This is a genomic window from Comamonas serinivorans, assembly GCF_002158865.1.
In the GTDB taxonomy this organism is placed as follows: domain Bacteria; phylum Pseudomonadota; class Gammaproteobacteria; order Burkholderiales; family Burkholderiaceae_C; genus Comamonas_E; species Comamonas_E serinivorans.
On record NZ_CP021455.1, the window covers coordinates 3,959,526 to 3,985,835 of the forward strand.

31 protein-coding genes are annotated in these 26,310 nt (G+C 63.1%); 4 read left to right on the forward strand and 27 right to left on the reverse strand.

Translation table 11 applies throughout. The features are described from left to right. Positions 1–5: 5 nt before the first annotated feature. Positions 6–2,006: a glycoside hydrolase family 73 protein gene (locus CCO03_RS16850; protein WP_169717486.1), complete on the reverse strand. Its 2,001-nt coding sequence runs from the start codon at positions 2,004–2,006 to the stop codon at positions 6–8. Between the two features lies 1 nt (position 2,007). Continuing rightward, positions 2,008–3,396 carry a methyltransferase domain-containing protein gene (locus CCO03_RS16855; RefSeq protein WP_087282942.1) on the reverse strand — a complete coding sequence of 463 codons (1,389 nt, stop codon included), beginning with the start codon at positions 3,394–3,396 and terminating at the stop codon, positions 2,008–2,010. A gap of 558 nt (positions 3,397–3,954) precedes the next feature. Between CCO03_RS16855 and CCO03_RS16860 the strand changes: the two genes are divergently transcribed. Next, positions 3,955–4,803, forward strand: a complete 849-nt coding sequence (locus tag CCO03_RS16860; protein ID WP_157667752.1) for a hypothetical protein — start codon at positions 3,955–3,957, stop codon at positions 4,801–4,803. Beyond that, positions 4,790–5,116 carry an STAS-like domain-containing protein gene (locus CCO03_RS16865; protein WP_205690326.1) on the forward strand — a complete coding sequence of 109 codons (327 nt, stop codon included), beginning with the start codon at positions 4,790–4,792 and terminating at the stop codon, positions 5,114–5,116. Before CCO03_RS16860 ends, CCO03_RS16865 begins: the two co-directional genes overlap by 14 nt. Before the next feature lie 793 nt (positions 5,117–5,909). Here CCO03_RS16865 and CCO03_RS16870 read toward each other — a convergent pair. The 5 genes from CCO03_RS16870 to CCO03_RS16885 form a co-directional block, all read right to left on the reverse strand. After that, positions 5,910–6,440, reverse strand: coding sequence for a hypothetical protein (locus CCO03_RS16870; protein WP_157667753.1), 531 nt, complete (start codon positions 6,438–6,440; stop codon positions 5,910–5,912). A 105-nt stretch (positions 6,441–6,545) separates the two neighbouring features. Then, positions 6,546–6,833 (reverse strand): type II toxin-antitoxin system RelE/ParE family toxin, encoded by a 288-nt coding sequence (locus CCO03_RS16875; protein WP_087282951.1) that lies wholly within the window; start codon positions 6,831–6,833, stop codon positions 6,546–6,548. 2 nt (positions 6,834–6,835) lie between these two features. Next, complete coding sequence (locus tag CCO03_RS16880; protein ID WP_157667754.1) at positions 6,836–7,294, reverse strand: hypothetical protein; 459 nt, start codon at positions 7,292–7,294, stop codon at positions 6,836–6,838. A 672-nt stretch (positions 7,295–7,966) separates the two neighbouring features. Then, complete coding sequence (locus tag CCO03_RS20615) at positions 7,967–8,101, reverse strand: hypothetical protein (protein WP_257789720.1); 135 nt, start codon at positions 8,099–8,101, stop codon at positions 7,967–7,969. Positions 8,102–8,240: 139 nt separating this feature from the next. Continuing rightward, positions 8,241–9,053, reverse strand: a complete 813-nt coding sequence (locus CCO03_RS16885) for a BRO-N domain-containing protein (RefSeq protein ID WP_087282955.1) — start codon at positions 9,051–9,053, stop codon at positions 8,241–8,243. A 268-nt stretch (positions 9,054–9,321) separates the two neighbouring features. Between CCO03_RS16885 and CCO03_RS16890 the strand changes: the two genes are divergently transcribed. Further along, positions 9,322–9,843, forward strand: coding sequence for a helix-turn-helix domain-containing protein (locus tag CCO03_RS16890; protein WP_205690327.1), 522 nt, complete (start codon positions 9,322–9,324; stop codon positions 9,841–9,843). A gap of 180 nt (positions 9,844–10,023) precedes the next feature. Beyond that, positions 10,024–10,311, forward strand: a complete 288-nt coding sequence (locus CCO03_RS16895) for a hypothetical protein (protein WP_157667756.1) — start codon at positions 10,024–10,026, stop codon at positions 10,309–10,311. On the opposite strand, the gene CCO03_RS16900 is transcribed toward CCO03_RS16895, so the two are convergent. From CCO03_RS16900 to CCO03_RS16995, 20 genes are all read right to left on the reverse strand, one after another. After that, positions 10,312–11,094, reverse strand: a complete 783-nt coding sequence (locus tag CCO03_RS16900; protein WP_087282960.1) for a hypothetical protein — start codon at positions 11,092–11,094, stop codon at positions 10,312–10,314. Between the two features lie 3 nt (positions 11,095–11,097). After that, positions 11,098–11,721 (reverse strand): GNAT family N-acetyltransferase, encoded by a 624-nt coding sequence (locus CCO03_RS16905; protein ID WP_087282962.1) that lies wholly within the window; start codon positions 11,719–11,721, stop codon positions 11,098–11,100. 31 nt (positions 11,722–11,752) lie between these two features. Next, on the reverse strand, positions 11,753–12,169 hold the full coding sequence (locus tag CCO03_RS16910) for a tail fiber assembly protein (protein WP_205690328.1): 417 nt from the start codon (positions 12,167–12,169) through the stop codon (positions 11,753–11,755). Then, positions 12,166–14,136 carry a phage tail tip fiber protein gene (locus CCO03_RS16915; RefSeq protein WP_157667757.1) on the reverse strand — a complete coding sequence of 657 codons (1,971 nt, stop codon included), beginning with the start codon at positions 14,134–14,136 and terminating at the stop codon, positions 12,166–12,168. The genes CCO03_RS16910 and CCO03_RS16915 overlap by 4 nt, the downstream gene beginning before the upstream one ends. After that, a complete protein-coding gene (locus tag CCO03_RS16920) occupies positions 14,129–16,612 on the reverse strand; it encodes a hypothetical protein (protein ID WP_087282966.1) in 2,484 nt (827 codons plus the stop codon). Before CCO03_RS16920 ends, CCO03_RS16915 begins: the two co-directional genes overlap by 8 nt. A gap of 4 nt (positions 16,613–16,616) precedes the next feature. Further along, positions 16,617–17,126, reverse strand: coding sequence for a DUF2514 family protein (locus CCO03_RS16925; RefSeq protein ID WP_087282968.1), 510 nt, complete (start codon positions 17,124–17,126; stop codon positions 16,617–16,619). Next, the gene (locus CCO03_RS16930; protein WP_236903913.1) at positions 17,123–17,719 is read right to left on the reverse strand and encodes a glycoside hydrolase family protein; all 597 of its coding nucleotides are present in this window, start codon (positions 17,717–17,719) and stop codon (positions 17,123–17,125) included. Before CCO03_RS16930 ends, CCO03_RS16925 begins: the two co-directional genes overlap by 4 nt. Beyond that, complete coding sequence (locus CCO03_RS19940) at positions 17,712–18,074, reverse strand: hypothetical protein (RefSeq protein ID WP_157667758.1); 363 nt, start codon at positions 18,072–18,074, stop codon at positions 17,712–17,714. Before CCO03_RS19940 ends, CCO03_RS16930 begins: the two co-directional genes overlap by 8 nt. Beyond that, entirely contained in the window at positions 18,071–18,829 is a 759-nt protein-coding gene (locus CCO03_RS16940; RefSeq protein WP_087282972.1) for a DUF7338 family protein, read from the reverse strand. Before CCO03_RS16940 ends, CCO03_RS19940 begins: the two co-directional genes overlap by 4 nt. Positions 18,830–18,909: 80 nt before the next feature. Continuing rightward, positions 18,910–19,950: a hypothetical protein gene (locus CCO03_RS16945; protein ID WP_087282974.1), complete on the reverse strand. Its 1,041-nt coding sequence runs from the start codon at positions 19,948–19,950 to the stop codon at positions 18,910–18,912. Further along, the gene (locus CCO03_RS16950) at positions 19,947–20,630 is read right to left on the reverse strand and encodes a hypothetical protein (protein ID WP_087282976.1); all 684 of its coding nucleotides are present in this window, start codon (positions 20,628–20,630) and stop codon (positions 19,947–19,949) included. The genes CCO03_RS16945 and CCO03_RS16950 overlap by 4 nt, the downstream gene beginning before the upstream one ends. Next, positions 20,630–20,974, reverse strand: coding sequence for a phage fiber-tail adaptor protein (locus CCO03_RS16955; RefSeq protein WP_087282978.1), 345 nt, complete (start codon positions 20,972–20,974; stop codon positions 20,630–20,632). The genes CCO03_RS16950 and CCO03_RS16955 overlap by 1 nt, the downstream gene beginning before the upstream one ends. Beyond that, entirely contained in the window at positions 20,971–21,807 is an 837-nt protein-coding gene (locus CCO03_RS16960) for a hypothetical protein (protein WP_087282980.1), read from the reverse strand. The genes CCO03_RS16955 and CCO03_RS16960 overlap by 4 nt, the downstream gene beginning before the upstream one ends. Before the next feature lie 3 nt (positions 21,808–21,810). After that, a complete protein-coding gene (locus CCO03_RS16965) occupies positions 21,811–22,254 on the reverse strand; it encodes a phage tail fiber protein (protein WP_157667759.1) in 444 nt (147 codons plus the stop codon). A gap of 277 nt (positions 22,255–22,531) precedes the next feature. After that, positions 22,532–23,014, reverse strand: coding sequence for a YfbU family protein (locus CCO03_RS16970; RefSeq protein WP_087282984.1), 483 nt, complete (start codon positions 23,012–23,014; stop codon positions 22,532–22,534). 102 nt (positions 23,015–23,116) lie between these two features. Next, positions 23,117–23,776, reverse strand: a complete 660-nt coding sequence (locus CCO03_RS16975; protein ID WP_087282986.1) for a phage adaptor protein — start codon at positions 23,774–23,776, stop codon at positions 23,117–23,119. Beyond that, complete coding sequence (locus CCO03_RS16980; protein WP_087282988.1) at positions 23,773–24,333, reverse strand: hypothetical protein; 561 nt, start codon at positions 24,331–24,333, stop codon at positions 23,773–23,775. Before CCO03_RS16980 ends, CCO03_RS16975 begins: the two co-directional genes overlap by 4 nt. Next, on the reverse strand, positions 24,333–24,587 hold the full coding sequence (locus tag CCO03_RS16985; RefSeq protein WP_157667760.1) for a hypothetical protein: 255 nt from the start codon (positions 24,585–24,587) through the stop codon (positions 24,333–24,335). Before CCO03_RS16985 ends, CCO03_RS16980 begins: the two co-directional genes overlap by 1 nt. A gap of 7 nt (positions 24,588–24,594) precedes the next feature. After that, the gene (locus CCO03_RS16990; protein WP_087282992.1) at positions 24,595–25,020 is read right to left on the reverse strand and encodes a hypothetical protein; all 426 of its coding nucleotides are present in this window, start codon (positions 25,018–25,020) and stop codon (positions 24,595–24,597) included. A 63-nt stretch (positions 25,021–25,083) separates the two neighbouring features. Further along, positions 25,084–26,208, reverse strand: coding sequence for a N4-gp56 family major capsid protein (locus CCO03_RS16995; protein ID WP_087282994.1), 1,125 nt, complete (start codon positions 26,206–26,208; stop codon positions 25,084–25,086). Between the last annotated feature and the right edge of the window lie 102 nt (positions 26,209–26,310).

The window sequence follows — 26,310 nt, forward strand, 5'->3', positions numbered from 1 at the left end:
ATCAATCACTTCTGTGCGGTGCGCATGGCCATGTTTTGGCCACCGAATGCCTGATGAGCCGAAGCCGGCAAAACCTGCTGGTACTGCTGCTCTGCCGCGGCGACGGCGCGCTGCAGTTCGTTCAGCTTCGCCGCATGGGCGTTCAGCGCCTCTCGTCCAGCAGCCAATCCGGGCGCCCTGGCGGCGCGAAAGTCCTTCAGTGCCTGGCGTGCGGCATCCAGGCGCTGACCGGCAACTTCCACCGGGTCGGTTGTGCGTGCCGGTGCAGGCGCAGCCGTTGGTGGCTTTGCAGGTGCCGCCTTTGCGGGTGCTGGCGCAGGGCTACGTTGGGTCACGTTGGCCGGCTTGGGCGCCTCCGCCGGAGCTGACCCGCCACCCATGGCATTGGCCACCATGCGCGCGGCAGAAACACCCTTGTTCACGTAGTCCGGGTCCTCGGCATAGCCGCCGCTCTTGAGTGCAGCGAAGTACGACTGCGCATCCTTGGCGCCCGACACCCCGCTGTATCGCCCACCACCCACCAACCGCACAAAGTCCTGACCAAATTCCTCCGTGCTGCCGTACTTGCGGTAGGCATCAACACTGCCGGTCATGTTGTCCTTGGCGCTCGGACCCTTGCCGCTGAAGTCCTTGATATTCCCGAGGTTGTTGGTCCCGGGGATCACGCTTTTGCCCCAGCCTGTCTCCAGCCCCCACTGCCCCAGCACCCACTGGGGTGACGTGTTCAGCTGCTTGGCCACCTGTTCAGCATCGGCCTGATGCCTGCGCACAAACTCCTGCACGTTGGCCGGCGCTTTCGACTCGCCTTTGCGCATCCCAAGAGGGTCCGGTGCGTCGGCCTTTTTCGTGTACGGGTCGAGCGACGAGCGAATCTGCATCGACAGGGATGCCTTCGACTTGAGCAGCTGTTTGGCCCCATCGGTATTGGGATCCCAAGAGCCATCGGCCTGCGACTTCAGGATGGCCGAGTTGATGGCCTTCAACTCGTCCTGCTGTGCCTCCACCTGCAACTTGACGGCTGGTGGCAGCTTCAACTCGTCATCGGCTTTTCGGCGCGCCTGCGACATCTGGAAGTCCGTGTAGGCATCCTGACGGTCTGCCGAGCGATCCGCACGATCCTGCGCACGCACCGCCAGGTTGTAGTTGCGGTCCAGATTCGCCTGGTCCCGTGCCGCCTTCTTTTCCGCAAGCAGGAACTCCAGCCGCGCCTCGGGTGGCGTCAGGTGGTTCAGCATCGCACCCGCGCGAGTTATCCCTTCCATATCGTCGCTGAAGGCCGGCAACCCCAGCGACGCCAATTGCCCATCCTTGCCCACGCGCATGTAGTTCACCATGCCGTCATCACCCTTCACGGCCTTCACCTGCATCCCCTTCATGGGGCCGAATTCGGATCTGCTGCCCAGCGCCGCCAGGCCTTCATGCCCCGACCACATGGCCTGCCCAAGGTCGCGATTCCACACCCGGTCTGCCGCGTCCTGTTGAGCCTTCTCCACGCTCAGCTGCTGGGTTGCAATGGCCATCGCCTCCTTGGGCTTGCCCAGGCGCATGTAGCCATCGCTCATGCGCTGCGCCATGTTCTGCGGCGTGTTCGCCTGCTGCGCCGCGGCACTGGCCGCCTCGCGCGTGTCCACCAGCTGCGCCACGTTGTCGAACTTCATGGGCGTCTTGCCATCGGCAGAGGGCTGCAGCGCCACCGCAAACCCAGACGGGGCCGTGAAATCGATCTGCGGCGTCTCGGCTGCCGGCCCTTGCTCGGTGGCCTTCATGTAGGCCTGCGTGCCCGCCGCATCCGGGATCTCCTGCACCACGCGCTCGGCCCCGGCGTCCTTCAGCATGTTCACCTCGGCGTCGGCGGCGTCCCATTCCTTCTGCTGCCGGTCGCGGGCCGTCTTCTTCCATTCGCGGTCCTCTTCAGCTTCCGCCCAGTCCTTGGCAAGCTGCCGCCCCTTCATGAACCCATTCACTGCAGCGGCAATGCCCTGCCCAATGCCTCCAGCTGTCGCCATCTCAGGCCTCCATCTCTTTGGTGAGCCAGGCGCGCTGGCGGTCAATGGCATCGCGCACCTGCGTGGCGCGGGCGATGAAAACTTGGTGCTGCTTGGGGTGGAAGCGCCGCAGGTACTGCGCGCGGCCGTCATCCCACCAGGCCGTGCAGGTCATGCAGTCCGACGCGCGCAACACGCCCTCGGGGTAGAAATCTGCGATGGGCAGGCCCTGGCCGCGCAGGTAGGCCTCCACCTGCTCGCCGGTCCAGGCCTGAATCGGGTACAGCACCTCGAAGCCCCCGCTTTCCTGGCCGCTGCGCAGGGGCGGTGTGGCGAAATCGCTGTCGCGCTGGCCGCGGACCAGCAGCGTGTTGCCGTCTGCCCGCATGCGCTCGTGCATGGGGAGCATGATGTTTCGCGCGCAGCACTCGTAGCGGCCCACGATGGGCAGCGCATCACCCGCCACGGCGCGGCCCAGCGGCGTGTGATCCGCGGGCACCAGATCGCTCGGCAGGCCGAATTCATGCCGGCTGGCTTCCACGTCCGTGCGGATGACCTCGAAGCGCCCGCCCGCCGCCTCCACCTCTGCACGCGCCCGCGCCACCACAGCCCGCGTCTCGGGAAACTGATCCCCGGCATCGACGTGGTACACCGTCATGCGCGGCCAGAAGTTGCGCAGCAGGTAGAGCGTGGCCGTCGAATCTCGGCCGCCGCTGAACTGCAGGGCCACGCGCTCATGGCGCGAGAACGCGTCCGTGACTTCGCAGCGCCGAACGAGGCGAAACACCGCCGAAGCCACGCCCCGCCAGATCTGGTCGGCCGCTTCGCGGCCCGTCAGCACCTCGAACTGGTCGGCGCCGCAGAGTGCGCCCGACCAGTCGAGCGCAAAGCCGGCGTCACCCGCCAGCGCGCCAATTTCTGCGGGTGTGCGTAAATGCGAGCACATCGCACTCCATAGCGCGACATTGCCCCCGCCAACGTTCACAGGCTCGTGCATGAACAGCACGCCGCCGGGCTTGAGCACGCGTCGCGCCTCCTGCAATGCCAGCTCGGCGCGCTCGTCATCGCACAAGGCATAGCAGAACATGACCACATCCGCGCTTGCATCCGGCAGCGGCATGGCGCAGTAGTCGGCCAGCAGGCGTTTGAATTTGCGTGGCGCCAGGTCCAGCTGGTGCCGGTCAGCGTTGACCAGCACGAACCGCAGATCCGGCCGCAGGTCGGCCATCAGGCGCGCCGTCTCGCCGATGCCGCACCCCGCGTCCACGACGGTGGCGCCGTGCGGCGGGAGCATCAGCGACAGCAGCTTGTGTGCGTGCGAGAGGTCATCGCCCGACAGCACGCCCTGGAATTGGCGCACACCCTTGTCGATGGCAGCGTTGGTGGCTTGCGCCGTGAGTTCCCCGTTCATGCCAGGGAACGTAATCAGACATCAGGGGGCGTCAAGGCTCCACCCTAACAGCAAAAAGCCCGCCGAAGCGCAGCTCCTTGCCATCCGTGTCAACGGGGGTGAAGTCCTGCCAATTGGTCGCTTTCTCTTTCATCCCCCACTCTCGCGATGCGCGTGCAGGGCGTCGAACCCTATGCTGAGTCACTCTGCCCAGGGGCTGTAGAGGGGCAAACTCCGAGGGCGGGCTGGCCATGGTTTTGGTTATAGTCGTAACCATATGTATGGCGAAACACTATGAAAAAACCTGCATGCGTTCCTCGCGAACTTGCGCAGCGTATTGCGCTGGGCCGCTTTATGAGACGGTTAGAAGAGAGTCGGCGCAAGCAACTTCGGCGTTCAGGCAAGCGCCTTAGACCACTGAGGCAGACACAGTTGGCTAGAGCACGTGGGCATGCGGCATGGCAAAACTACCCAGTCCCACAAGTACTTGATTTGATAGGAAATAGAGAAGAAACATGCAGCTTTTTGTCGGATGTCCGTAATCGGGCGGTAGCGGGTCAACGCCTTCGACTGATCTTCATGGATACGGAGAAAATTTCATCCGAAAGCCTGATCCTACTTTTGGCACAGATGCACAAGCTGCGCCTGGAGCATGGCCACGACTGCATCACCGGAACCTACCCGAAAAGTCCAAAAGTCGAACGACTGCTTGCCGAGAGCGGCTTCTTTCATACGCTGGGGGTTCGCTCTCGAAAGATGCCCGGACGAAAATTGTCAGCCACGAGGTTTGTGAAATGCAAGTCTGACGTTGAGATTCGAAGCCAATGCATCCCAGAACTGCGCGACGAGTTGTTAGGCGAAGACCTGCAGATGCCAAAGCCAATTGGTAAGATGGTCTTCAGGGCACTAAGCGAAGCGATGCAAAATGTGCACCACCACGCCTACCAAAAGAAGCAAATTACGCGTTTAGGTCTCAAAGGAAGATGGTGGTTGGGCGCGCAGCTCAGCAAGAGGAAGAATTTTTTCGAACTCACCTTCTACGACGCTGGAGTTGGCATTCCAAAGACGTTGCATCGCAAGTACCCTTTGGAGCACATTCGCTCCATCCTTTCGCTGCTTCCTGGGATGGAGCCGGACGATGCCCAAATGATCAAAGCAGCAGTTGAACTTGGAAGGTCCAGAACCAATCAGAGTCATCGTGGGAAGGGCTTGCTTGACATACATCGCCTCATCACCACTGTTGGAGTTGGAGCCCTTACAATCTTTAGCCGCTATGGCCAGTACAGGTATGAGCCGCTCAAAGGCGGAGAGGCTATCCGCAACGATGGGGCGTTCATCGAAGGCACCTTGATCAAGTGGGAACTGCCCCTAGATAAAGTTGTTGCCGCATTCGCCGACATGGATGAAACCGATGATGAAGACTTGTAACATTTCAATTGCAAGGGACTTCTCCACTGTCCCTGCAGGACGCTACGCCACAGATGGGGATGTAAGCGGCGAAGTCTTTCGAGAGTGTTTGCTACGACCCGTGTTGCTTAAAGGTCTTCAAGTGACCATTGATTTGGATGACACCGAAGGCTACGGATCTTCATTTCTTGAAGAGGCTTTTGGAGGCTTGGTGCGCGAAGGCTTCACAGCCAATCAACTGAAGACGATGATTACCTTTATCTCCCACGAAGATCCATCGCTAATTGAAGAAATTCTTACCTACATTGATGATGCGCAAAGAAATCAGCACTAATGCAGCTTGATTTTTGGGAGGGCCTCATTACTGGCGCGATTGGATCGCCGACCCTGAAATATATTTTCGATCGATTTATCAAGCGAATTGATGAAGTCTCAGCCGGCAACCGAAGGATTTTAAGCGAAGACATCGAACGCTTGAATCGATCCATAGATCCCATTTTTAAATCCGCCTTGGAATACTACGGAAAGCCGTCCTCACAAGGTGTTGATCTATCGCGGACAATAAAGAATGATCTAAAATCCTTTGCAATACATTGGAATGTTGCCAGCCGACGCCTCGTGGAGGCTGGACGAGAACCGTTGCCCAGTATATTACTTATTAATTTCCGAAAATCATTGACCACGGACCTGGACACATCAAGACCAGACCCGGTTAATATTAACGATAACATAAATTTACAAATATATAGAGCAACTGAAGATTTGCTTAACCATTTATCCAGTCTAAAGCGTGATTTGATTTAAGGCCCCTGTGGCCGCGGGAATGCATCAAGACTCGGATCCATGAAGCCGGTTCGCGCCGCCATCGACGATACCGATTGCACATACCCCACACCACCCCTCAAGCCTGAGTGACCGCCAGACCTTGACACCAACAGCTTCGCATTTGCTGTTCCCTTTCCCTTGGGAAAGCCGCCAGGCCGTCCAAGCCGGAAGCAGCCATTCCGCCTCGGCCCACTGAGTTGCGCTTCTTGCTAGATCAGAAGCAAGCTGTAGGACGACACATCGCCTTAGAGCATGCAGCGATGAACTTTCCTATTCAGAAGAGTTGACAAAAACCAGCTCACTCACCAAAACAACACCCAGCCAGCGGATGCAAGCAGGATAATTTGCAGAAACATGAGCGCCCATTGAGCTTGGATCAGGTGGATCAACAAGTTGGGGGCTCCCATGTAATCTCCCGCTTCAATTCGCGCATAAGCTCGTGACAACATTCGTCGGCCCGGCATCCAGACAGGCGCCTTCATCAGTGCCATGATGTTTCCTAGGTCACCCCTTTGCTGCCCCTCGCCAAACACGGTTTCTGCAGCCTCTCCCGACTTGACCATACCAGCCACCACCGCGCCACAAATACGCAACAGGACATTCAGGAGCACTGCCGTCAAAAACAACATCACAGCGCTCGGGAGCGCCTCTACTTCGATGACTTCCCTTAATTTGTCCAAAGAGTTAATGATCACTCCAAAGAGTGCTGCAGCACCAGCGATAAGCCAACTTGAAAAAGCGCCCAAGTCATGTGATGCCTCTTTTGCCATCAGCCGCATCAAACGGCCAGCAATAACCTGATCGCCAGTAGGAACTCCGTTCGGCTGGGTCACGCTAATCTCCAATTCATGGCCAATTTTTTAATGGCAAAGCACCAATTGCCATGACGATGGGCAAAAAAGCGGCCTCAGGAGGGCAGCGGTGTGAGCCTACCCCCACTATCGGGGGTCACGGTCGATGGATTTGTGCGTGCCAAGCCTTTTGAGTTCTGCGCGGTCGCCAACTATCTCAAAGCTGATCTGCCAAGACTTGTTGGCAAAGACATCGATCTTCCAGATGGCTGGCTTGGGCATGCCTTTGAGCGGGTGCAGCCGCAAAGACTTGGCTAAAGGATTGGTTTGCAGCTTGCGAAGCGCCTCTTTGACAGCGCTCTGCACGTCAGCAGGTGCACTCTTCAGATCAGCCGCAAAGCGCGCTGAGTAGGCGAACTCGCGGACGGTGATCAAGGTCAGTGCAGAGGCAGCAGATCGTCAAACAGATCATCCACGCTGGAAAATGCGGGGCTGATCGAGGGCTCAAGAACCGCATCGTGGGTGGCAATCCACTCGCGCAGTTCTTCGATGTAGTCATGAAGGTTTCGCACAGCCTCCATGAACTCGCAGTACGCTTCTGCCACCCCATCGTCTGGGCGCAGTTGTGGGTCTTGGCAGGCGGCTTCATGACGCTTGCATGCGTCGTGATAGATGCGTGAGCAGACTGCACCCGCCTTCTCCAACATCGACTGGATGCGGCCACCGTCATCAATGGTGATGCTGGAGTCCGTCAGGCGATCTCGGATTTCCTCGTACCCCGCATGGATGGCGCGCAGAAGGCTTGTGTCGGAATTCAGCGCATCCAGGGTGTTTTCGATGGCCGCGAGCAGTTCCAAATTGCGCGCAGCAAACACCTGTGCCCCAACAGGGGTCATGGGTGCTGATGTACGGGCTCGTAGTGCTTGCATGGTTCTTTGGACTGTAGCACGACGCCAAAGTTCTTCGCCTTTCGCTGTCACCTACTGATACATTCAGGCGCATGACCCAAGCCGCTGACACCCCTGCCCCGTTCGCCTTGATCGCCGGTCGGCATGGCCATCGGCATTCGCCAACCCGCGCCACGAGTAAACGGTTTGGGTCTTCATGTGCGTCTTGCGGCATGGTTTGCTGTGATTTTATACAGCAATTGAACAGTCGCCGTACTCCGCAGGAACGTGTACGAACAGGCGGTCATGCGCAAGAACGTGTAGGCTCAAGCTGACAGCCTGGTCCACCGTGCCCACGGCCAGGTGTGCACTCAAGCTGCCTATACGGCAGATCCAAGAAGCCCAGAAGCGCTCTCACCTGCTTCTTTTCTAAGCTGCCTATACGGCAGATCACGCGGACAGCACGCTGCCCCACACGCGGTTGATTTTCTGAGCTGCCTACGCGGCAGTCCACGGCCTTGCCCAGGTCACCGCCGTAGGCCTTCATTTCTGAGCTGCCTACGCGGCAGTCCACTAGAGCGTAGCACACACATGTGCCTGATTTAAAAGGGAAAGCTCCAGCTCTCGGCCACCAAGCCCTTCTCCTGCGTCCCGTCGAGAATCAAGAAAAGGGCTGGCTCGTCAACGCGTCAAGGCTGCGCTGAAGCCGATGGCGTCGCGACGCCACTCGATGACCTGTGCCGCAGCCATCGCCGCCTCGCGCGCCGTCTCAAACACGCCCGCAAGACGCTCCTGGCGGCTGCCTTCGTGCAGCAAGACCGGAACCCACTTGGGCGATGTTGCCGCGGGCGGGGGTTGTGGGGTAGCATCCATGCTGATTCCTTCTCTTGCTGGAGTGGGTTCACCTTGAAGGCCTCAGCGGCTGCTACCGCTGGGGCTTTCGTCTTTGTGGGGCTCATGCTGTGGCCACCGTGGGCTTGGCCGGCAGCACCAGTTCAAGCAGTTCCTCGAACTTGCTCACATACCAATGCGGCTGCGTCTCGCGCGGGTTGTTGGGGTTGGTCAGGTTCTTGCCGTACTCCAGATCCGTGCAGACCTTGAACTTCTTCGTGCCGCCCTTGCTGGAGGGGCGCTCACGCTCTTCCAAGAATCCCTGCTGCATGAGCAGACGGTTGAAAGCGATGGCACTCATGCCGACGCCATGAATTTCCAGCAGTTCAGCTGCAGACTTGGTTTCCTCGCTGGAGCCGGCAATCGAGGATGCAGGCGCGTCCACCGCATAGGCCGGCAGCAGGCCGGGAACTCCGATTTGCTGCTCCAGGCGCTGATAGCCCCCAAGAAGCGCGGAAGGAGCCAGCTTGAAATCCTCAGCAAAGCTGCGCAGGAGCAGCAGACCACCAGTGATCTGTGTGCGGGTCAGAGTCTTCTGCAGGGGCGCCTTGGAAGCGGTGTAACTGCCGGTCTTGCGAATGCTGGGCAGCACGTCTTCGAATACCCAGCGCTCGAAACGCTCGGCAGTAGGAAGGGTGCTGTTGACGATCAGGCGCAGCACGTCCGGCTCGGACAGGACGCGCACCTCTTGACGGCCACCGGCTGTTTGAAGGGGGTGCAATTTCTGCACCCCCCTGCAATGCGAACGGATGGCAGTTGTGGGGTCGGCATAGCCGAGGGCATCGGCCACATCCCTTCCGACGAACCACGGCTCGCCATCGATTTCGAGCACGCGGATGTTGGTGCCGTCGAAGCTGTAGGGAACGATGTTGCTCATGCTTGTGCTCCCTGTTTTGCGCGCGACATTTCAAGTCGCCGCACAATTTCTGCGGTCAACGTGCGCGATTGCTCCTTTGCGCAGGAGCGCAAAAAGATCTCCAAGTCATCTGGAAGCGCCAGCGCCACTGGCGACTTGCGCCTCTTCGGTTTCGGTTCAGTCATAGAATCCTCATCAGGCAAAAATCATCATCAATCGTGATGACGGATGAATCATATCCAACAATTGATTTCAGTCAATACTAATGATGACGAAAAATGACGAATCCATGCCGATTCGCCTGGTCTGGGCCAGATCAATGCTGGGCTGGTCCCAGAACGAACTGGCGCGCACATCAAAAGTGGCAGCTGCACAGATCAGTCGCTATGAAAGCGGAGTCAGCAAGCCTCGTCCTCAAGCCATTGCTAAGATTGCTGAGGCCCTTGGGGTGAGCTTTGAGTGGCTGGCGCATGGAACTGGTGACATGCCCAGCGGGCGCGAGGCTCCAACGCCCCAGGGCTGGACTTCGATGGCTGTTGAACTTGAGCCAGAGTTACACGAGGCGGTACTTGCCAAGGCACGGGCAAGAGGCATAACGCCTGAAGCGCTCATGATTCAGATCATTCAGCAGGAAGTTCTGAACGCCGCGGAAGCTGGCACTTTGGAGATATCGCCCGAGCGAGTTCAGGAGATCGAGGAGCGCCTGAACCGCCTGGAGTCTGCAATACAGTTACATCAAGGTAGCCAAGGCACTGCAGTGCAAAGGCTGCAACCCACTTCCGAGCTTTCAAAAAAGAGCCCAAAAAAGTAAGTCACTCCTGACTTACAAGGGTTCACTGCCGCACAGGCAGCTCAGAAATGGGCCGGCAGATTCATTGGGGGACGTGTAACGATTGCACACCCCCCAGCAAAAAGCCACCGCCTGGTCCGCCGCGCTCACGGCCTGGGTGGCCCTTGCTACACTTCCTCACATCAACGCATGGAGACGAGGATGAAGAAGCTGGTTGCTTTGGCTGGGGTGGTGGTGTTGGCGGGGTGTGCCAATACGACCGGCACTGACGGAATCGTCAAGGTAGACAAAACCACTTACATGCTGGGCGGCCTTGGGGGCATGCTTGACTTTTCAAGCAGCGGCGCAAAGACGCGCATGATTCGACAAGCACAGGAATTCTGTGCGGAGCAAGACAAAGAAATGACCCTCGTGAGCAGCACTGGCAAGGACTCTGGACTGGGCACGTACGCAAGTGCTGAGATCCTTTTCCGCTGCGACGCCAAGTAGTCAAATCACAAGGGCTATAGCACCAATGCCCGCACCAATGCCCGCTGTCTCGCTGGCATTTGCTGCATTCTGCTGCTGCGCGATGTTCCCGTAGATCGAGCCCGCGCTCGACCAGCCCTGGCGGGCGCCGCCGTACGCCGCATTCATCTCGCCCTGACCGTTGTTTGCAGCTCCCAGGGCGGCACTGCTCGCGTTCAAGGCGTTCCCGCCTGCGCTTGAGGCCATGTTGGCCATCGTCGCCTGGTTGCTCACCACACCTTTGCCCAGGGCGGCCACGTCCATCTTGCGCGCCCAGGCCTGGGTCGTCACGTTCTGGCGCGCCTGGTTGGCGGCCGTGGCCTCGGCCAGCGCCTGGCTCGTGGTCATCTGCTGGGCCATGTTGGCGTAGCGCCCGTCGCTGGGGTTCACCCCCATGCTCTTCAGGTTGGCGTCCTGCTGGTTCTGCGCTGCGTTGAACTGCGTGCGCACGTCGGTGATGGCCTTGCCGGCCTCTTGCTCGCGCCGGCCTTCGGTGTCCCAGGCCTTGGCGTCCGCGACCAGCGAGTCCTCCACCGGCGCATACAGCCGGTTGTACCGGTCAATGCCCTCCTGCGCCTGGCCCATGCTCTGGCGCATGTAGTCCATCTGCAGGTCGCTCAGCTCGTTGGCCCGCGCCGCGGCGGCCTCGCGTGCCGGCGCGTTCTCGGCATAGATCTGCTTCGCCCATTCCAGCTGTTCCTTCGACAGCTGGGCCTGCATCAACGCGGCCTCGTTCTGGCCGCTGGTGTCCGGTGTGCTGCCCATGCTCTACCCCTTTGCGTGCCGCGTGGGCACATCCGCGTATTCATCCCCACCCCAGTGGGTCTTGGTGTATACCTCGGCCGTGTGGCGATACCCCAGGAAGGCCGCCAGCCGACCAGCACGGTTGCCCGTGGCCGACTGCAGCGCACAGGCGCGCGCGCCGGCAGCAAACAGCTGCTTCTCGGCATGGCGACACAGCGCTGAAGCCAGCAATGTGCGCCGCAGCGCAGGCACCACATACAGCAGGTCGTCGCTGACGGTCAGCTGGCCATGGTTCAGGCTGGGCGTCACATGCAGCCACAGGCTGCCCGTCACCTCGCCGTCCAACTCCGCCACAAAGATCACGTAGCGCCCTTGGCGCTCCAGCTCGCGGATGCGATGCCACTGCACCGCCACCGGGTCACCGGCGTGGCGCTCGGCCAGGTAGGCCATGCGGTGCGCATGCAGCTCGGCCATCCGGTCATCCAGCCGCGTGGCGCGGATCTCCGTGCCATCGGTCATTTCGTGCGAGGGCCAGTCCTCCAGGGCCAGCGGCGCGCGCACCTGCGCATCGGCGTGAATCTGCCGCGCCAGCTCCACCGTCAGGGGCTGGCCCACCTGCTTGGCCAAGGCCATCGAAAGCGCATCCATGCGGCGCAACTTAATCAGACATCGGGGGGCGTCAAGCCTCGGGCGCCTCGGGCCACGCAATCGCACACGGGTCTGCCTGCTCGGTGATGTCGCGCAGCGCTTGCCGGTAGGCGCGCCAGGCCTCGGGCACCGGCTCGCCGGCCTCCTGGGCCCGGGTCACCACCCAGTCGCAGGCGGTCAGGCGGGCATCGCGCTGGCGGCGCACCGCGCGCCATGCAGCAGCCACGTTCAACACCCAGGCCTTGCTGGCGTAATCGAACTCATGGTGCCGGCTGGGCTGGGTTGGCTTGGGCTGCACGGCGCCGTGCTGCACGTAGTGGGCGGTGATGTCGTCCACTGCAGGGGCCTGAGTGCGCGTCAGCGTCGGGTCATCGTCGCGGGGTGACGCCACATCATCCGCAGCGGCTGCCGCCACGATGTGGCCATCCTCGGTGTGCCAGTAGATCACCGCTTACCTCCCAGCAAGATCAGACGCGGCATGCGGCAGGTGAACGGGTGGTAGTCCCCTGCCCCGTTCTGGATGCAGGTCACGCGCACCGACACGCGCACATTGCCGCTCAGGCTGCTGGGCACGATGAATGGGTACGTCACCGGCATGCTCATGTCGGTGTCGCCGCCGTTGTAAATGCGCAGACCGAACTGCAGAACGCTCTGGGGGCTGCCGCCGTTGATGTAGTAGGCGATCTGCCCCATGGCGTCATCGAGTGAGCGCATGAAAAACGAGCAAATCCCGATCAGCATGCCCTGCCCGGCATTCACCCCGGTGCCAAAGTCGATGTACTCGTCAAACAGCAGCGCCGTGGCCGATGGATTGATCGTCCAGTCCGCGCCTGCAATGGACACATCGCCGCCACTGCGACCGACCGGCACCGTCACCGCGTTGCCCGCAATCTGGAGCGTGTTCACCGCTGCGTTGCCGATGTAGGCTGTGCCAATTGCCGCGGTCGCCATGAACGTGCCGATGTTCCCCGAGTCGATCTTGCTCAGGCGGTTGATGAAGTCCTGCGTGTTCAGCGTGGTGCCATCCGGGAACTTCACCGTGCTGCCGATGCGCGCATCGCTCTGCGTGGCCAGGGCACCCAGGCCGTCGATGTAGTTCACATTCAGCTGGTTGCCAGCGCCCAAGATCGGGTTGCCCGCGTTGTCGCGGATGATGAGCCCGTTCGTGTTGATGGCCCCTGCCGACACCGACCCGCTCACCAGCAGGTTGCCGTTGATGATGACCCCGGGGTTGACCCAGGCCGTGCCGTTCCATGTGCGCGTCACGGCGCTGCTGCCCGTGCCCATGGTCACCGTGTCGCCGATCACCAGGTGGTTGTTGTTCGGCGCCGTGCTGCCCTTTCCCAGCCAGCTGTAGATCAGGTTGCTGGCCGTTGTCGCGCTCCAGGCGCTGGACGAGGCCAGTTGCGCCGAGCCGCGCAGGCCATCCACCAGCGTCTTGCCGCCCGTGTCCACCCGCATGTTGCCGCGGATGTAGACGTTGGTGTTCATGTAGATGCCGTAGCTATCCACCCCGAACGGGATGTGCGCGTTGTCCGGCGTGTTCGTCAGCCCCGTCGTGTAGGTATTGGGGTCCACGATGGCGAACTTGTTCGCCGCGATGATGAACGCAGACACGGCGTTGCCCGCGCCATCCTCGGTCGCTGCCAGGCCAACGCCGGCAAATGCCTTGCCCGCCTGCACCTTCAGCGTCCACTGCGACGACAGCCCCGCAACGCGGTCGGCCGTCGCCGTCATCTGCTCCTCAAGAATCGCGCGCCCCGGCGTGCCGTCTTGGTAGTAGTTGCCCAGACTGGCCTCCAGCTGGGTAATCTTGCCGGCCTGCGCGAAGTTCGCCTTGGCCACCACGAAGTCCACCTCACGGATGCCGGCCTGCGCCCCCTGCACCGAGGCCGTCAGCGTGTCCACCTGGTAGGCCAGCGCGCGGTACTTCGACTCACTGATCTTTTCCACGCGCCCGATCTGCGTGCCCAGCTTGGCCGCCTCATCCGCGATGGACTTGCTCACGATGTCCCGAATCTCGCCCGGCAGGTTGTCAAAGCGCGAGGGGTCATCCAGGCGCTTCATCAGGTCCTTGTACACCTGCAGGTTCTTGATCGAGTCGATGAACTTGTCGATGGCCCACGAGGCCGTGCCACCTCCGGGCATCTCGAACACGATGTCCGTGCCGTTCGTGGACACCTGCCCCTGGCCGTTCATCTTCGAGAACGCATCCTCAACGGCCTTCAGGTCGCGCCGCGTGACGGCCGCCTCCCACGGGTTGCCACGCTCCCCTTCGCGCACCTCGACGCGCTCCTTCAGCTGCCCCAGCCAGGTGTCCAGCTTCGCATTGCCGGTCTGGATGCTGGGCAGCGCCGGCAGCTTGGCCACCCCTGTGTCCACCTTCGCCGGCTTGGTCCTGTTGGGTTCAGACACGCTGCAACTCCTTCGCCGACCCCACCAGCACCACCCGCGTGACGCGCGCCGCGCTCTCCACCTCCACCTCGTGCTCACGCCAGCGGCCAGGCGGCAGGCGCACCGGCTCCACGCCGGTCACCACGGCCTCGTGGCGCTGCGCCCCATCGGCAAACCAGCGCACCACCACCGGCAGGCCCGGTGCCTGGTCGCCATCCACCTGCAGCCACGCCAGCGGCGCCTGAGCCGGCATCTGGATCACGCCCGAGCGGTACACCCCGGTTGCCGCCACGCCCGAGAACAGGCGCCGGATGTTGCCCTCGGCATCGGCCACGTACAGGCGGTCGGTGATGTAGTCCTTGTGCAGCGCACCGGCAGGCAGGTCAACCTGCCCCAGCTTCGCCGTCTCGAAATCCAGCGCAAACACCCCCATGGCCGGTGTCCAGAAGTAATACACCCCGTCGTGCGTCGCGCCCACCATCTCGCGCGGGTTCAGGGCCTGCCAATCCTCGCGCGCAAACACCGCCTTGGTCACCACCTGCACACCGCCCAGCGACGCGTGGCAGATGCCGTCCGGCGATGCGTACAAGATGCCATTGGCGTGCTGTGCAATCGACCTGGCGCTCACGCAGGCCTGGTCCTCGTCCAGCTTCACCGCCGACATGCTGGCCGAGTGCGAGCCGCTGATGATGTATGGGTGCGCGCGCGTGCCCACGAACAGCGACTGCCCGAACGCCCCCAGGCCCACGATGGGGGTGTCCGTGGTGATCTGGTACTGCACCGGCCAGGCAAATGGCCGGTACGGCTCGCAAAAGGCCACGAAGTTGTCCAGAAACGCCGCCGTGATGCCGTTCGCCATGCCCACCGCGCCACGCATGTACGGGTCCTCGCCCTTTGGCGGCTTGATGGTCGCGGGGCTGCTGCTGTCCAGGCGCACAGGCGGCTCCAGCCAGGTCAACGACTGGCAAAGGTAGCCCAGCTGGCTTTGCTTGAGCGCATCGTCATAGGTCGGCGTCGAAATCAGCATCTCGTCGCACAGCATCCAGCCCGCTGAGCCGTTGCCCGTGCTCGACCGGTACAGCCGCCAATGGGTGATGTGGCGCCCCGCTGGCGGCGCCGGAATGGTCACCGTCACGCTGTCGTTCTGGTCCACCTCCACCAGCTCGGACGGCGGGCATGGGGCCGACTCCTCACCTCGGTCGGTCACGTACGTCGCGATGTAGTAGCGCGAATCGATGAGCCGGTCATCGTCCACGTCCATCTCGTTGGCGTAGCCCGCATCCACCCATTCCGACATCGTGGCTCGGATGTCCCCCTTCAGCTTGAAGTAGTAGTCCTCGATGGCATTGCTCAAACGCACCGCATCCCGCTGCGCGGTGCTGATGATGGTCACGAAGTCCGTCGTCGTGAACGACACCGAACCCTGGCGCGCCTCCCACTCGCGCAGCGCCGCCTGCCAGGCCACCATGTCTTCGTCGTACTGGATCCACTGCGGGTGCCGGGCACGCTCACCCTCGTCGCCACCACTCACGAGCACCCACTCGCGCACCGTGGGCTTGGTGGGTTCGACCGGCCGCGGGTCCGGCGTGGCCTGCGCCGTGCCAGCGTTGTCCACCGCCGCGCTCAGCTTCTCCACCGCGGCGTCCAGCTCGTCGCGCCACTGTTTGATCGTCGTGCCCTCGGCATCGAACTTGCCCGCCAGGCCATAGACCAACGCGTCCAGCTTCTCGGTCGAGAAGGCCGGCTCGCCCTCCTTGGGGCTGGCGATGGCGGACAGCTTCGCGCGCAACGCGGTGGCATCCAGCGCACCCCACACTGGCGCCACCTCCACCGGAATGCCGCCATCCACCACATAGGCGTTCAGGTTGGCAAACGTCGCCACCGCCGCGGCAATGGCCTTCTTGGCCATCCAGGGCTCGCTCGCGTACGTGCCCATGCCGCGCATGCTGTAGGCCCCCGCCACCGGCACGCCACCCGCGTAACGCCGCGCGCCGTTCTGGTCATCCAGGCATTCGAGCACGGCCGCCTGCACCGCCGGCAGCAGCTCGTCGCTCACCCACGCCGTGGCGTCCTCGCGCGTGAACTGAGACACCTCGTTGATGGACGTGGCCACCGACAGCGGCGCCGGCACACCCAGCGGGCGCTCCTGGCCATCAGCCGTCAGCATCAGCGGCACCGCCTTGCCATCCGCCCGCGTGACCACGGTGCGCTCGGTCGCGTCGTCGTTCACCTGGCCGCGCACATACTGCCGCTCCTCAGGCGAGGCAATCCAGCCATCCGTCTCGCCGCTGCGAATCACGCCCTGGGCGTCACGCAGCATGCGGTACAAGCTCAGCGTGCCCGGCGGGCAGGTGCCGATCACCTCATCCCCGGACATCGGCCGAAACTCGGCCGCGTTGGGCAGCAGGTTCCGGCACACCTGGGCACCCGAGGCGCCGAAGCTGCGCGGCTTCAGGCGGGGCTGCAATCCGGCGAAGTTGGTGATCGCAATGGGCATCGGGTCAAAGCTGGTTCGTCAAGGCGTCGTAGGCGCGTTCACAGGTGAAGCCGGCTGCGTGGGCCAGGTCAGCCGCTGCCGCCAGCTCTCCCGCAGCTTCGTCAGCCCCTGTGAGCAGGTCGGCGAGCAGATCGAGGGCATCGCTGGCTGGCGGGCCTGCTGCGGCAGCGCAGGGATCCTGGGTGGCTCGGGCGGCGGCGCGATAACGGGCGAGGTCTGCGCGCAGGCCGTCAGCAGCAGCGCGAGCGCCGATAGCATCCCGGCGCGCAGCGTCGATGCGGTCCTGTCCATCTTGGGTTTCCTTCTCGATGTGGGTTTGCCATTGGGTTTCGCGTGCGCGAAACGCGGTGGCTGCCGTGGCGGTCTTGTCGCGGATGTCGGCCAGAACCGCGGCGTAGTGGGCGTGGACTGCCTGCTCGGCCTTCTTGACCTGGCCGGTGTGCCACCACGCGGCCAAGCCCAGGATGGCTGCGGCCACGATGGCAGCGAGGACGGACTCAATGCGGGAGGTCATGCCGCCCCCTGCAGCGCCATGCAGTCGCTGTGGCGCTCCTGCTGACGCAGCCACACACCCCGGCAGCCCCGCGGGCCCCAGTTGCGTGACAGTGAGCAGTCCCGCCCGTCCTGGAAGCGGTACTCGAGCAGCTTCTGGCAGGCGGCCGTGTAGTTGCCAGCCTTGAGCAGCCTGGGCAGCGAGCCCTTATTCCATGTGTTGATGCCGAACTGGTAGATGAAGTCCACGAACAGGTCGTACTCGCCCGGGTACAGCTCAACGCCAGGGATCGATGCACGAAACATGCGTTCAGCCTTGCTGGTGTGAGCGCGAGCGATCTGCACAGCACGCTCCCGAGTGATCGGTGGGTCCGCCAGGGTCACACGGGTGCCGTCCTCGTAGACGGTCGAGCCGTAGCCGATGGTCGGCACGTCGCCCTTGGTGGGGATGTACGGTCCCGCTCGGAAGCCTTCGGCCTGGTGGCGCTTCTCGATGGCGGCGCTGCTGACCGTCTGCTCTTCGACCGGCAGGCGCGGCAGCAGGAATGCGCACACGCCCATGACGATGGCACTGCACGCAGCGGCGAGCCGTTGTTTGCTTTGTGCTTCAGCCATTGAGCGCCCCCATGCCGGAAGCCGGCCAGTCCGCGGTGTCGATGCCCAGGGCCTGGGCCTCCACGATGTCAAGGCTGTCACACGAAGTGGGACCACGCTTGCGATTCAGAAACGCCAGTTGCGCCCGGTGCAGCTCCTGCTTGCGCACTTCGTCCGCATCAATCGCCTTTTGCTCCCGGAACTCCTTGCGCCACGACCAATACTGGCCGAAGACTAGGCCCAGCACGCCGACCACGATGCCCACGACCACCCCCCACTCCGTGATCGTCAGGCCCGACGCCACGGCGGTGAGCGCGCCGATGTAGGTGGCTATCTTGCTGCTCACGATAGCAGCGTGTTCTGGTGTGTCTTTCATCGCGCCCCCTTAAAGCTGATGCCGATGGCCACGTAGGGCACCTGGCCCTGGCCGTCCGGCAGCCACTTCTGGTAGTCCAGCTTGGCGCCAAAGTTGGTGATGAGCACCACGGGGCCTTTCTTGGTGTATGAGCGCCACTGGTACTCGTCGCCCGAGCAGGTCAGGAAGAAGCCGGGCTTGTCGCGGCTGGCCGTCACGTCCCCCGCAACCACGCGCAGGGGCTCGGTCAGCTCGGGGCCCAGCGACAGGCTCAGGCCGCTCGCGCGATTGCGCCAGCCCACCCACATCCAGCGCGCCCAGAAGCTCGTCGGGTGGTGGCCTTTGGCGTAGTACGCATCCCCGGTGTAGGCCGGATCGTCATAGCTGACCGGAACTTCGCCCGGTTGTGCCTTCTCGCCGTTGCGCAGCGTCACCCACTGGCCGTCGCGCAGAACGGCGTAGGCGTCGCCATTCAAGCTGACGTTGTTGTCCCACTTGCGGGCCCAGGCCGGCAGCTTGTTAGCCGACTTCGGGGTGAACAGCAGCGCGTAGAACGTGACGATGGGCGCCAGGCACGCCACCCAGTAGGTCTTGCGCTCGGCGGCTCGGGCTCGCTCCATGCAGGCCACGGCGCATGACTTGTCGAGGGCGCCGATGTCCAGGGCGCGGATCGCGTCGGCAATGGCGGTGCTGCGATCCGAAATCAGGTGCAGCATCAACAGAAAGAGCGTCGGCGCCACGTGCAGCGCAACCAAGAAAATGAACAGTGCGGTCATGGCGCCGCAACTTAATCAGACATCGGTGCGGGTCAAGACCCGTCAGCGCACATCGCGCGGCTGGCACGCGGCCAGCTCTCTCAGTCCAGGTTGCGCGGGCAGAAGCGCGGCTTCAAATCAGTGCCCACCACGCTGTCGGTGAAAGCCAACGTGTAGGCCGTGCCAGCTGCGTTGCGCTGGTAGACGTACAGCGTGTTGTTCGCCGTCGTAACCGCAATGAACCTGCCCGTCATGTCCACGTCCACGCCATTGGGGACACCCTGCGCCGCGCTCATCTGGATGGTCATGGCGTACGTGAAGGCCTCAGCCGTGCTCACGTTGTAGACAAACAGCGCGGGGCCGCTGGCGTTGCTGCCCGAGATGACGAACCGGGTGCCGTCGTTGGACCAGTCGCCATAGCACTGGTTGGCAGCCGTGTTGGCAAAACTTGGCAGGGTCAGCGAAAGGCGCGACCAGACGCTGCCAGTCGCCGCCCGACTGTAGAAGCTGTACTTGGTGCTCAGACTGTGGAAGATGACCGCCCGAATCCCCCTGGGGCTCGATTGAACATCCACGACAGTGCCATAGGTGGCACGGGCGTAGCTGAAGTTCGAGCAGACGGTGCTGGCCAGGTTGGCCGCGGTGGTCCACTGCTGGATCGTGGAGGTCGCGCTGTCAACGACCGAGATGTACTGGTTGGACGCCAGGTGATAGATCTGACGCGTGCCGGTGACCTCCGCTACCCCGGTCTTCGTCATCAAGGCCCCCAGGCTGCCATCGGCGTTCATGGGCCAGCTCTGAAAGCCCGTAGCGCCCGACGCCATGCCCGCGAAGGTCAAGTTTCCCGGATCGTTCTCCAGGTTGAAGCTGAAGTACAAGCCCCCGACAGAGCCGATGCGGGTCAGCAGCGTGGTCTTGTCCAGCGAGTATCGAGCCGGGCCAGCAGCGATGTGAAATGCAGTGCCTGCCGTGGGGTGAAACGCCACGCGCCCGCTGAACGGCGCGGCAACACCTCGAACAACGGCGTCGTTGCTCTTGAGGTACATGGCGTTGGTGCTACTCGCCGACTGGACCATCAGGAAGAAGTCGTTGTCGTAGACAACGTTGCCGAACCCGGCGAGAGCAGCGAGGATGCCGCTCATGCGAAGTTCCCCGACAGATACCAGGTGTTGATCGCAACCTTGTGCAAAGTTGCCATTGACCGTCCCTTCAAGTACGCAATTTGTCCGGCGCCAGTAGTAACCCCGTTTGCATAAGCGTTGGTGCCCAACATGTTCAGGATATTGACGGTGCTGCCTGAATCGTTGACAACGATAATCGTTGTCCCAATGGGAAATGCAACGGAACTGTTCGTTGGAATCCTGACCGTCGAGCCATTACTGAGAATCGACTTGCCGCGATCTGTGAGCGCGAGATCGTAAACGCTCGTAATGATGGTTTGCGGCACATCCTTCAGCGCATCAATGCCCAGGTTGGTCTGGGCCGCGGCGAGGGTGGTCGCGCCCGTGCCGCCGCGCTCGATGGCGGTTCCCGCCATGTCCGCCGCCGTCACCCGCAGGCCCACAATGGTCCCTGCCGGCCAATCGCGGGCAGTCGTGCCCTCCTGGGCGCGCTGGAGGGTGTACTCGCCGTGGTCCATCGCGGGAAACGCCGTCACCACCTCAAACTGTGTCGGGTCGGTTGCGTCCTCAAACACCAGGCGAAACCAGTCGGACATGGTGCCCCACGGGAAAACACCGGCGGGCAAGTTGACGGCAGAGCCCGTCGCGCCCAGCGGCTCCTCCAGCACGGTTCGTGCACCATTGGCAAACAGCTGCGGCATCAGGTGTCCTTCACTTTGAACGTCAGTTCCGCCTCATCGCGGCGGCCCAGCGCGGTGTCAATCAGCAGCGTGGCCTTGTAGGTCACGCCATGCTCCCCGCCCTGCACCCAAATCTTGGCCAGGGTGTCCGTCCACTGAATGGCGGGTTTGAACGGGTCTTCAGCCTCGCCGGGCAGTGCACGCGCCACGCGCAGCGCGTCGGGGCTGTCCATCGCACCCTCCGTCTTGCTCGTGATCGTCACCGCCACGGCTGTGATCGAGTCGCCCGGCGCCAGCCAGGGCGAGTAGTCCACGTCGTAGTCCTTGATGTCCCGCGGCTGCGGGGTGTAGGTGTCCAGATTCATTCGCTCAAGGCCTCCCGGTCCTCGTAAGGGCGCTCTGTGGCGCGCATCTCTTGGGGGCGTTCGGTGTTGCGGTAGCCGGGGCTCAGACGGGCCAGCGCGTACGCGCCGCCAAACTTCGCGTGCGAGGCCGCCGCGGCGCGGGCCACCGCCGTCACAGCCACACTGGACGCAAACCGGGCGTCCGAGCCGCTGCGCACCCGCAGCACCGTGTCCGCGTACTGCGCCCATGCGCCGGCAAAGTGGGCCGCCGAGCCCGCCACGATCGATGTCTGCGTGGGCGCGTCGATGATTCCTCGGAATGTCGCCGCGCTACCCGCGCGCATGCCAACCGCCGCCGTCGCCTTGGTCAGCCCGCTGCCGCCAAACGTGGCTGTGCTGCCCGCGCCAGGCGTCGTCCGCACGGCCACAGCCGCGCCGCTCTGTGCCACCAGCAGCGAGCTGGCGGCGATCTCAAAGCCGCTGTCGTCGTCGCTGAAAAACTCAGCCCGCGCGCGGCTGCGGATCTGGGTCCGGGACCGCACCGCCGCGCCACCCACAAAGGCTGCGCGAGCGCCTGCCTGCATGCGCGTGCGTGCGTGAACCGCCTCGCCACCGCCGAAGGTGGCCGTCGAGCCGGCCCGGCTGACCGCCACAGCCGTGCCCGCAGTGTTCCCGTCAAACGCCGTTGCGGCGCCCGCCGCCGCCTGGGCTTCGGCCTGCACCGCCGCGCCGCCGCCAAAGCTGACCACAACGCCCGCCTGGGTGGTGAGCACACCTGCCGGGGGCGTGCCCACGCCAGTGGCCAGCTCAAAGCCGGCCAGCTCATGCCCACCGAGTTCCGCGCGGCCCAGCATGGCTTACACCGCCGGGACGGTCAGCTCGGTGATGGTCGAGGTGTTCTTCACGCGCGGCAGGAAGTTCAGCGTGATCGGGATGTTCGGGTCCAGCACACCGCGGTAGAGCACCATGCCGCCGCCGGTGGGCGCCGTGCCAATGGTCACGTACTTGGCCGTCTGGTTCGCACCGCCCGTCATTTCGGGGAATTCGATGGTGTTGATCGGCGAAACCGTGTTGCCCGATACCGTCCAGGCCGACGGGTCACGCGGGATGGGCATGCGCCCATACCCCGTGTAGTTGCACTCGTTGGTGGCCTGGTTGCCCGCGGCACCAGGGTCGTCCGTGTGCAGCGCCATGTACAGCGTCGTCAGCGGGCCAACGGTCGGCACCTCCGACAGGCCCGGAATGGGCTCACCCAGGAAGATGTGGCGCAGGTGAAGATTGGCGTAGACGGAGCTTTTCATGCGAGGCTGCCCTCCTTGGGCGAGCGCCTCTTGCGCCGGGCATTGTTTGAAGATCAGGCCGTGGATGGCCACGGCACCAATCTGAGGGTGGAGCCCGCAACTTAATCAGACATCAGGGCGTGTCAATGGTCCGCCCATGACACAGCTGCATGTGATGAACGTCAGGACTGAGGCAAAGCCCACCTGGAATCGGATTCCACCGGCGCGTTCTGATGCGGCCACGCGCCTGACCTCGCACCTTGGATGTGCGGGCCAGGGATTCGCTATCGCCTTGAACTCAATTCAGCAGGCTTTGGATCTGCTCGGCAGTCATCCGTTGCGGGCTACCCATCTCCTCATGTCGTGCGATCAAGCGCTGGTAGTAGCTAGACATTTGAGTGTGCGAGTTCAATTCCCCGTCCGACTCTGTATAACGGCCTGCATCATTCAAGGCCTTTGCAAAGCCCATCAGCTCGGCCTCATTATTCCCATCGAAGCCCTTGTAGGCCACATCTCTAGGCGTCAACCCTGCCTTGTCCGTGAGCGCGTCATAGCTTGAATCGAGGGATCGATACAACTCCATGACGCTCAGGACGAATTCCTCGTCATCCTTGCTTAAGTTGGGGCTGAGGTTGTCTAGAACTTGGTCATAAAGCCACTTATGTCCATCCTTGAAATGCTGCGAAACGCGCCTGAGATCGTCGTCCTCGTTGAGTTCAGCCAGGATTTCGTACTGATTTGCCAAAATCAATCGCTCAACGTCTGAAATTGGTTTAGCCATTTTTCCTCCAAAAGGCTTAAATGTTACCAATGTTTCATTCCCTCTAGCGCGGCCCGCAGCACCGCTCCTTGGGCGCGTCCATCAGCGCCAGGCAGCCACAGCTCAAGCGTTCGCGCGAATCTCGGCCTTGTCGGCGGTGCCCCGCGCCTTGGGGGACTGCAACAGCGACGTGCGGATGTCGCCGGTCAGCGTGGCCGCGAACGCCGCATAGGCCGCGTTCACCACCGCGGCATTCTCCGCATACTCGGCGTCACGCGACATCGCCTGCCACACCCCACCCTTGAGCAACGCCCCCTCGAAAATGGGATCGATGTCGATGGCTCCAGTTCCATCCGCAGCCAGCAGTGCCGGTCTGCGCGTGACGATCATGTCCAGCTTGATGCCGCCCTGGGCCGGCGGGTAGACGTAGAACACCGCAGGCTCGCGCAGGTCGTACATGTACTGGCGCACCTGCGCACGGGGCGCGGACTTCATCCAGCCGGGTGCCGCCATGTCCATTTCCCGGCGCGACTCGCACAAGGTCACCGGCGCGCCATCCTCGTTGCAGATCACCTCCACCAGGCGGAAAGCCGAGTCGGGCAGCGTCTGCCGGGCGCCAGCGATCAACGCATGCGTCACCGTGCTGCTGAACAGATCGCTGCGGTGCACGGTGATTTCCGCCGCCGCCCGATTCAGGCAGTCGGCCGCATCCGGCCAGCGCGTGCCGTCCGGGTCCTGCAGCTCGATGCGCAGCTTGGCCAGCAGCTCGGTTCCGTCGATCAAAACTGACTCCCTCGGGTGCGCGGGCGCGCGGCGGCATGGCCGCGCCACACCCGCGTGTTGATGGTGTCCAGCTCATCATGGAACAGCTGCAGCATCCCGGCGTCACCCGTCAGCCGCGCAGCCGCCCCCTTCACGATGGTGTCCGCATACTGGTCCAAGATCCAGTCGTCCACGCCGGAGGCGCGGGCGCTGGGCTTCAGGCTCACGTCCAGCACCAACTCCTCGCCGTCGCCGGGCCCGAACGACAGCGCCACCGTCTTGGTGTTCAAGGTCTTGATGCGCCGTCCCTGGCCGTCGCCATGCCGCCAGACCGGCACATCGCACCCGCCCAGCTTGGCAGCTTCCAGGCGCACCAACTCGTTCGCGCCCGGAAACTCGATGTCGTACTCCCGCTCGCCCGCAACGGTCAGCACTGGATCCAGCACCACACGCCACAGGCGCGTGGCCTGGCACAGCTCCTGGGTGGCGCGCATCAACTGACGTTCCACCAATGGCTCAGCCCTGCCGGGCGGAATCATGGGCAGCAGGTCAGGGAACAGCGCGCTCCAGCTGGCCATCAGCTCGCCTTCTTGGCGTCGCCGGCCTTGGATTTGGGCTGAGCGGTTGCCGGGTCAGGCTCGGCCTTGACCACGGCGGGCGTCTCGGCCACCACGCGGTAGTCCGACGCGATGGCCGCGAAGCGATCCAGCGCCTCGCCATGCGTCACCTCTGCCGACACCACGCCGTCGTCATCGGGCTTGAAGGCGATGCTCAGGCCGAGCAGCGTCACGGCAAAGGCGGCGCTTCGGCGGAATGCAATCACTTTGGCCATGGCCACCTCACTGACGAATCAGGCCCAGCTCGACAATGAGCGGCTTGCCCACGGTGTCGGGCGTCGTGACCGTGGTCAGCTTCAAGCCAATCACGCGCGATTGCTTGGCATTCGCCGTGGTCAGGCCCACGCCCGTGCCAGCGCCGCGGGTCACCCCAGCAGCCAGCGACAGGCCCGCCTCGTACACCACGGCCACATCCGTGCCGGCCGCGTTCAGCTCGCCCAGGGTGGCCTCCACGGTGCCGCCCAGGCCGGAAATGATGCGCACATCAGCCACCAGCACGCCAGGCTCCAGCGTCTCCAGCTCCACGATGTCATTGGCCGCCGGGTTCACGGCGAACTCGACGCGCACCGGCGCGCTCGTGATGCCCACGCACGTCGGCACCTTGGTGTTGTCGCGGCCCGCGGCCACTTCGGATTTGATGAGGGACATGTTTGCTCCAGATTCGATTCAGGTAGGGCGCCGCACAGCGGCGGCGCATCGCATCGAGCCGGCTTAAACCGGGTTGACCACCGCCGTGTCCACCGCGAACACGCCAAAGTCGCGCGTCACCTTGCCGTCCTTGGACTTGTAGGTGGACTTCTTGACGCCAGCGACCGAGTGGGTGCCAATCGACACGTAGTTGTCGTGGTCGCGCTTTTCCTCGGTCCACTTGTAGCGGGTGCCGCTCTCGTTGTCGCCGAAGGCCACCATGGCCGCCTGGGCGCCCAGAAACAGCGAACGCGCATAGGGCACATCGCCACCCACGCCGCCGTCGCTGAAGCGGATCACGTTGCGGTGCTTGTGCAGCACCACGTTGTTGTGCATGCCCAGCGTGCCGTGGAAGATCGGGCTGGCCCGGCCTTCGGCAGCCGCAGCCGCCTTCTGGATGTCGAGCCAGCCACCCGGGTTCGCGTTCTGGCGCAGCGCATCGGCCTGCCAGGGGTGCATCAGGTGGATGTAGTGCTCGCCACCTTCCACGCGCACGGGGATCATCGACAGCTCGTCGCTGCCGTCGCCACCCATGGTTTCGGCCTTCACGGCGGCACGGTCGATCATGCGCAGCGTCATGGTGTCGGTCGCCGTCAGGGCCGCGGCGCTGGCCACGCCTTGCGGCAACAGATGATGCTCGGCATCGGGCGCCGACAGCGGGTTCACGTCGAACATCGGGTTGTTCGCGCGCCAGAGCATGCCGCCGCCATCGCCCAGCGAGCCCGACAGGTAGATGAAGTACAACTCATCCCACAGGCGCATCCACCAGTCAGCGCTGGCCTGGCGGGCATCCTCGCGCAGGTTGCGCAGCGTGCGCTTCTTGGTCATGCGTGAACCCTGGTTCACGCCGCCGCGGATCTGGTCGATGCGCAGGCGGTCCGTGTAGTAGCGCAGGTTCGCTTCCTGGCCCGACAGCTCCTGGTCGCCCACGCGCGGCTCCATGGCCAAGGGCATCAGCAGATCGACGGTCACTTCGTCGCCCGCGCCGCTGGTCAGGTCGTCAATGCGCTGAATGGGCAGACGCGCGGTCTTGCCCTCGCCCACAAATCGCTTGCTCCAGTAGCTCGACTTGTTGATGGCCACGTTCATCAACGTGGACCACTTTTTGACGGCTTGCGGGTCGTTGACCCCGACGAAAGTTTGAGACATGAGGCACCCCCCTCCTTACACGGGGAAGCGCCTCTTGCGCAGGACGGTGGAACTCCACCAAAAGATCAGCCTTGCGGCCTTGACTGCGAAACGTAATCAGAC

Coding starts and splice junctions, on each gene's coding strand:
- CCO03_RS16950 (WP_087282976.1), bottom strand. CDS start 20,630: ATGCCGCAGCTGTTTGCCAATGGTGCACGAACCGTGCTGGAGGAGCCG.
- CCO03_RS19940 (WP_157667758.1), bottom strand. CDS start 18,074: ATGAAAGACACACCAGAACACGCTGCTATCGTGAGCAGCAAGATAGCC.
- CCO03_RS16890 (WP_205690327.1), top strand. CDS start 9,322: ATGCCGATTCGCCTGGTCTGGGCCAGATCAATGCTGGGCTGGTCCCAG.
- CCO03_RS16850 (WP_169717486.1), bottom strand. CDS start 2,006: ATGGCGACAGCTGGAGGCATTGGGCAGGGCATTGCCGCTGCAGTGAAT.
- CCO03_RS16905 (WP_087282962.1), bottom strand. CDS start 11,721: ATGGATGCGCTTTCGATGGCCTTGGCCAAGCAGGTGGGCCAGCCCCTG.
- CCO03_RS16990 (WP_087282992.1), bottom strand. CDS start 25,020: ATGTCCCTCATCAAATCCGAAGTGGCCGCGGGCCGCGACAACACCAAG.
- CCO03_RS16955 (WP_087282978.1), bottom strand. CDS start 20,974: ATGAATCTGGACACCTACACCCCGCAGCCGCGGGACATCAAGGACTAC.
- CCO03_RS16995 (WP_087282994.1), bottom strand. CDS start 26,208: ATGTCTCAAACTTTCGTCGGGGTCAACGACCCGCAAGCCGTCAAAAAG.
- CCO03_RS16865 (WP_205690326.1), top strand. CDS start 4,790: ATGAAGACTTGTAACATTTCAATTGCAAGGGACTTCTCCACTGTCCCT.
- CCO03_RS16930 (WP_236903913.1), bottom strand. CDS start 17,719: ATGGCTGAAGCACAAAGCAAACAACGGCTCGCCGCTGCGTGCAGTGCC.
- CCO03_RS16965 (WP_157667759.1), bottom strand. CDS start 22,254: ATGAAAAGCTCCGTCTACGCCAATCTTCACCTGCGCCACATCTTCCTG.
- CCO03_RS16920 (WP_087282966.1), bottom strand. CDS start 16,612: ATGCCCATTGCGATCACCAACTTCGCCGGATTGCAGCCCCGCCTGAAG.
- CCO03_RS16880 (WP_157667754.1), bottom strand. CDS start 7,294: ATGACCCCTGTTGGGGCACAGGTGTTTGCTGCGCGCAATTTGGAACTG.
- CCO03_RS16860 (WP_157667752.1), top strand. CDS start 3,955: ATGGATACGGAGAAAATTTCATCCGAAAGCCTGATCCTACTTTTGGCA.
- CCO03_RS16900 (WP_087282960.1), bottom strand. CDS start 11,094: ATGGGCAGCACACCGGACACCAGCGGCCAGAACGAGGCCGCGTTGATG.
- CCO03_RS16960 (WP_087282980.1), bottom strand. CDS start 21,807: ATGCTGGGCCGCGCGGAACTCGGTGGGCATGAGCTGGCCGGCTTTGAG.
- CCO03_RS16985 (WP_157667760.1), bottom strand. CDS start 24,587: ATGGCCAAAGTGATTGCATTCCGCCGAAGCGCCGCCTTTGCCGTGACG.
- CCO03_RS16945 (WP_087282974.1), bottom strand. CDS start 19,950: ATGAGCGGCATCCTCGCTGCTCTCGCCGGGTTCGGCAACGTTGTCTAC.
- CCO03_RS16885 (WP_087282955.1), bottom strand. CDS start 9,053: ATGAGCAACATCGTTCCCTACAGCTTCGACGGCACCAACATCCGCGTG.
- CCO03_RS16970 (WP_087282984.1), bottom strand. CDS start 23,014: ATGGCTAAACCAATTTCAGACGTTGAGCGATTGATTTTGGCAAATCAG.
- CCO03_RS16895 (WP_157667756.1), top strand. CDS start 10,024: ATGAAGAAGCTGGTTGCTTTGGCTGGGGTGGTGGTGTTGGCGGGGTGT.
- CCO03_RS16855 (WP_087282942.1), bottom strand. CDS start 3,396: ATGAACGGGGAACTCACGGCGCAAGCCACCAACGCTGCCATCGACAAG.
- CCO03_RS16980 (WP_087282988.1), bottom strand. CDS start 24,333: ATGGCCAGCTGGAGCGCGCTGTTCCCTGACCTGCTGCCCATGATTCCG.
- CCO03_RS16925 (WP_087282968.1), bottom strand. CDS start 17,126: ATGACCTCCCGCATTGAGTCCGTCCTCGCTGCCATCGTGGCCGCAGCC.
- CCO03_RS16940 (WP_087282972.1), bottom strand. CDS start 18,829: ATGACCGCACTGTTCATTTTCTTGGTTGCGCTGCACGTGGCGCCGACG.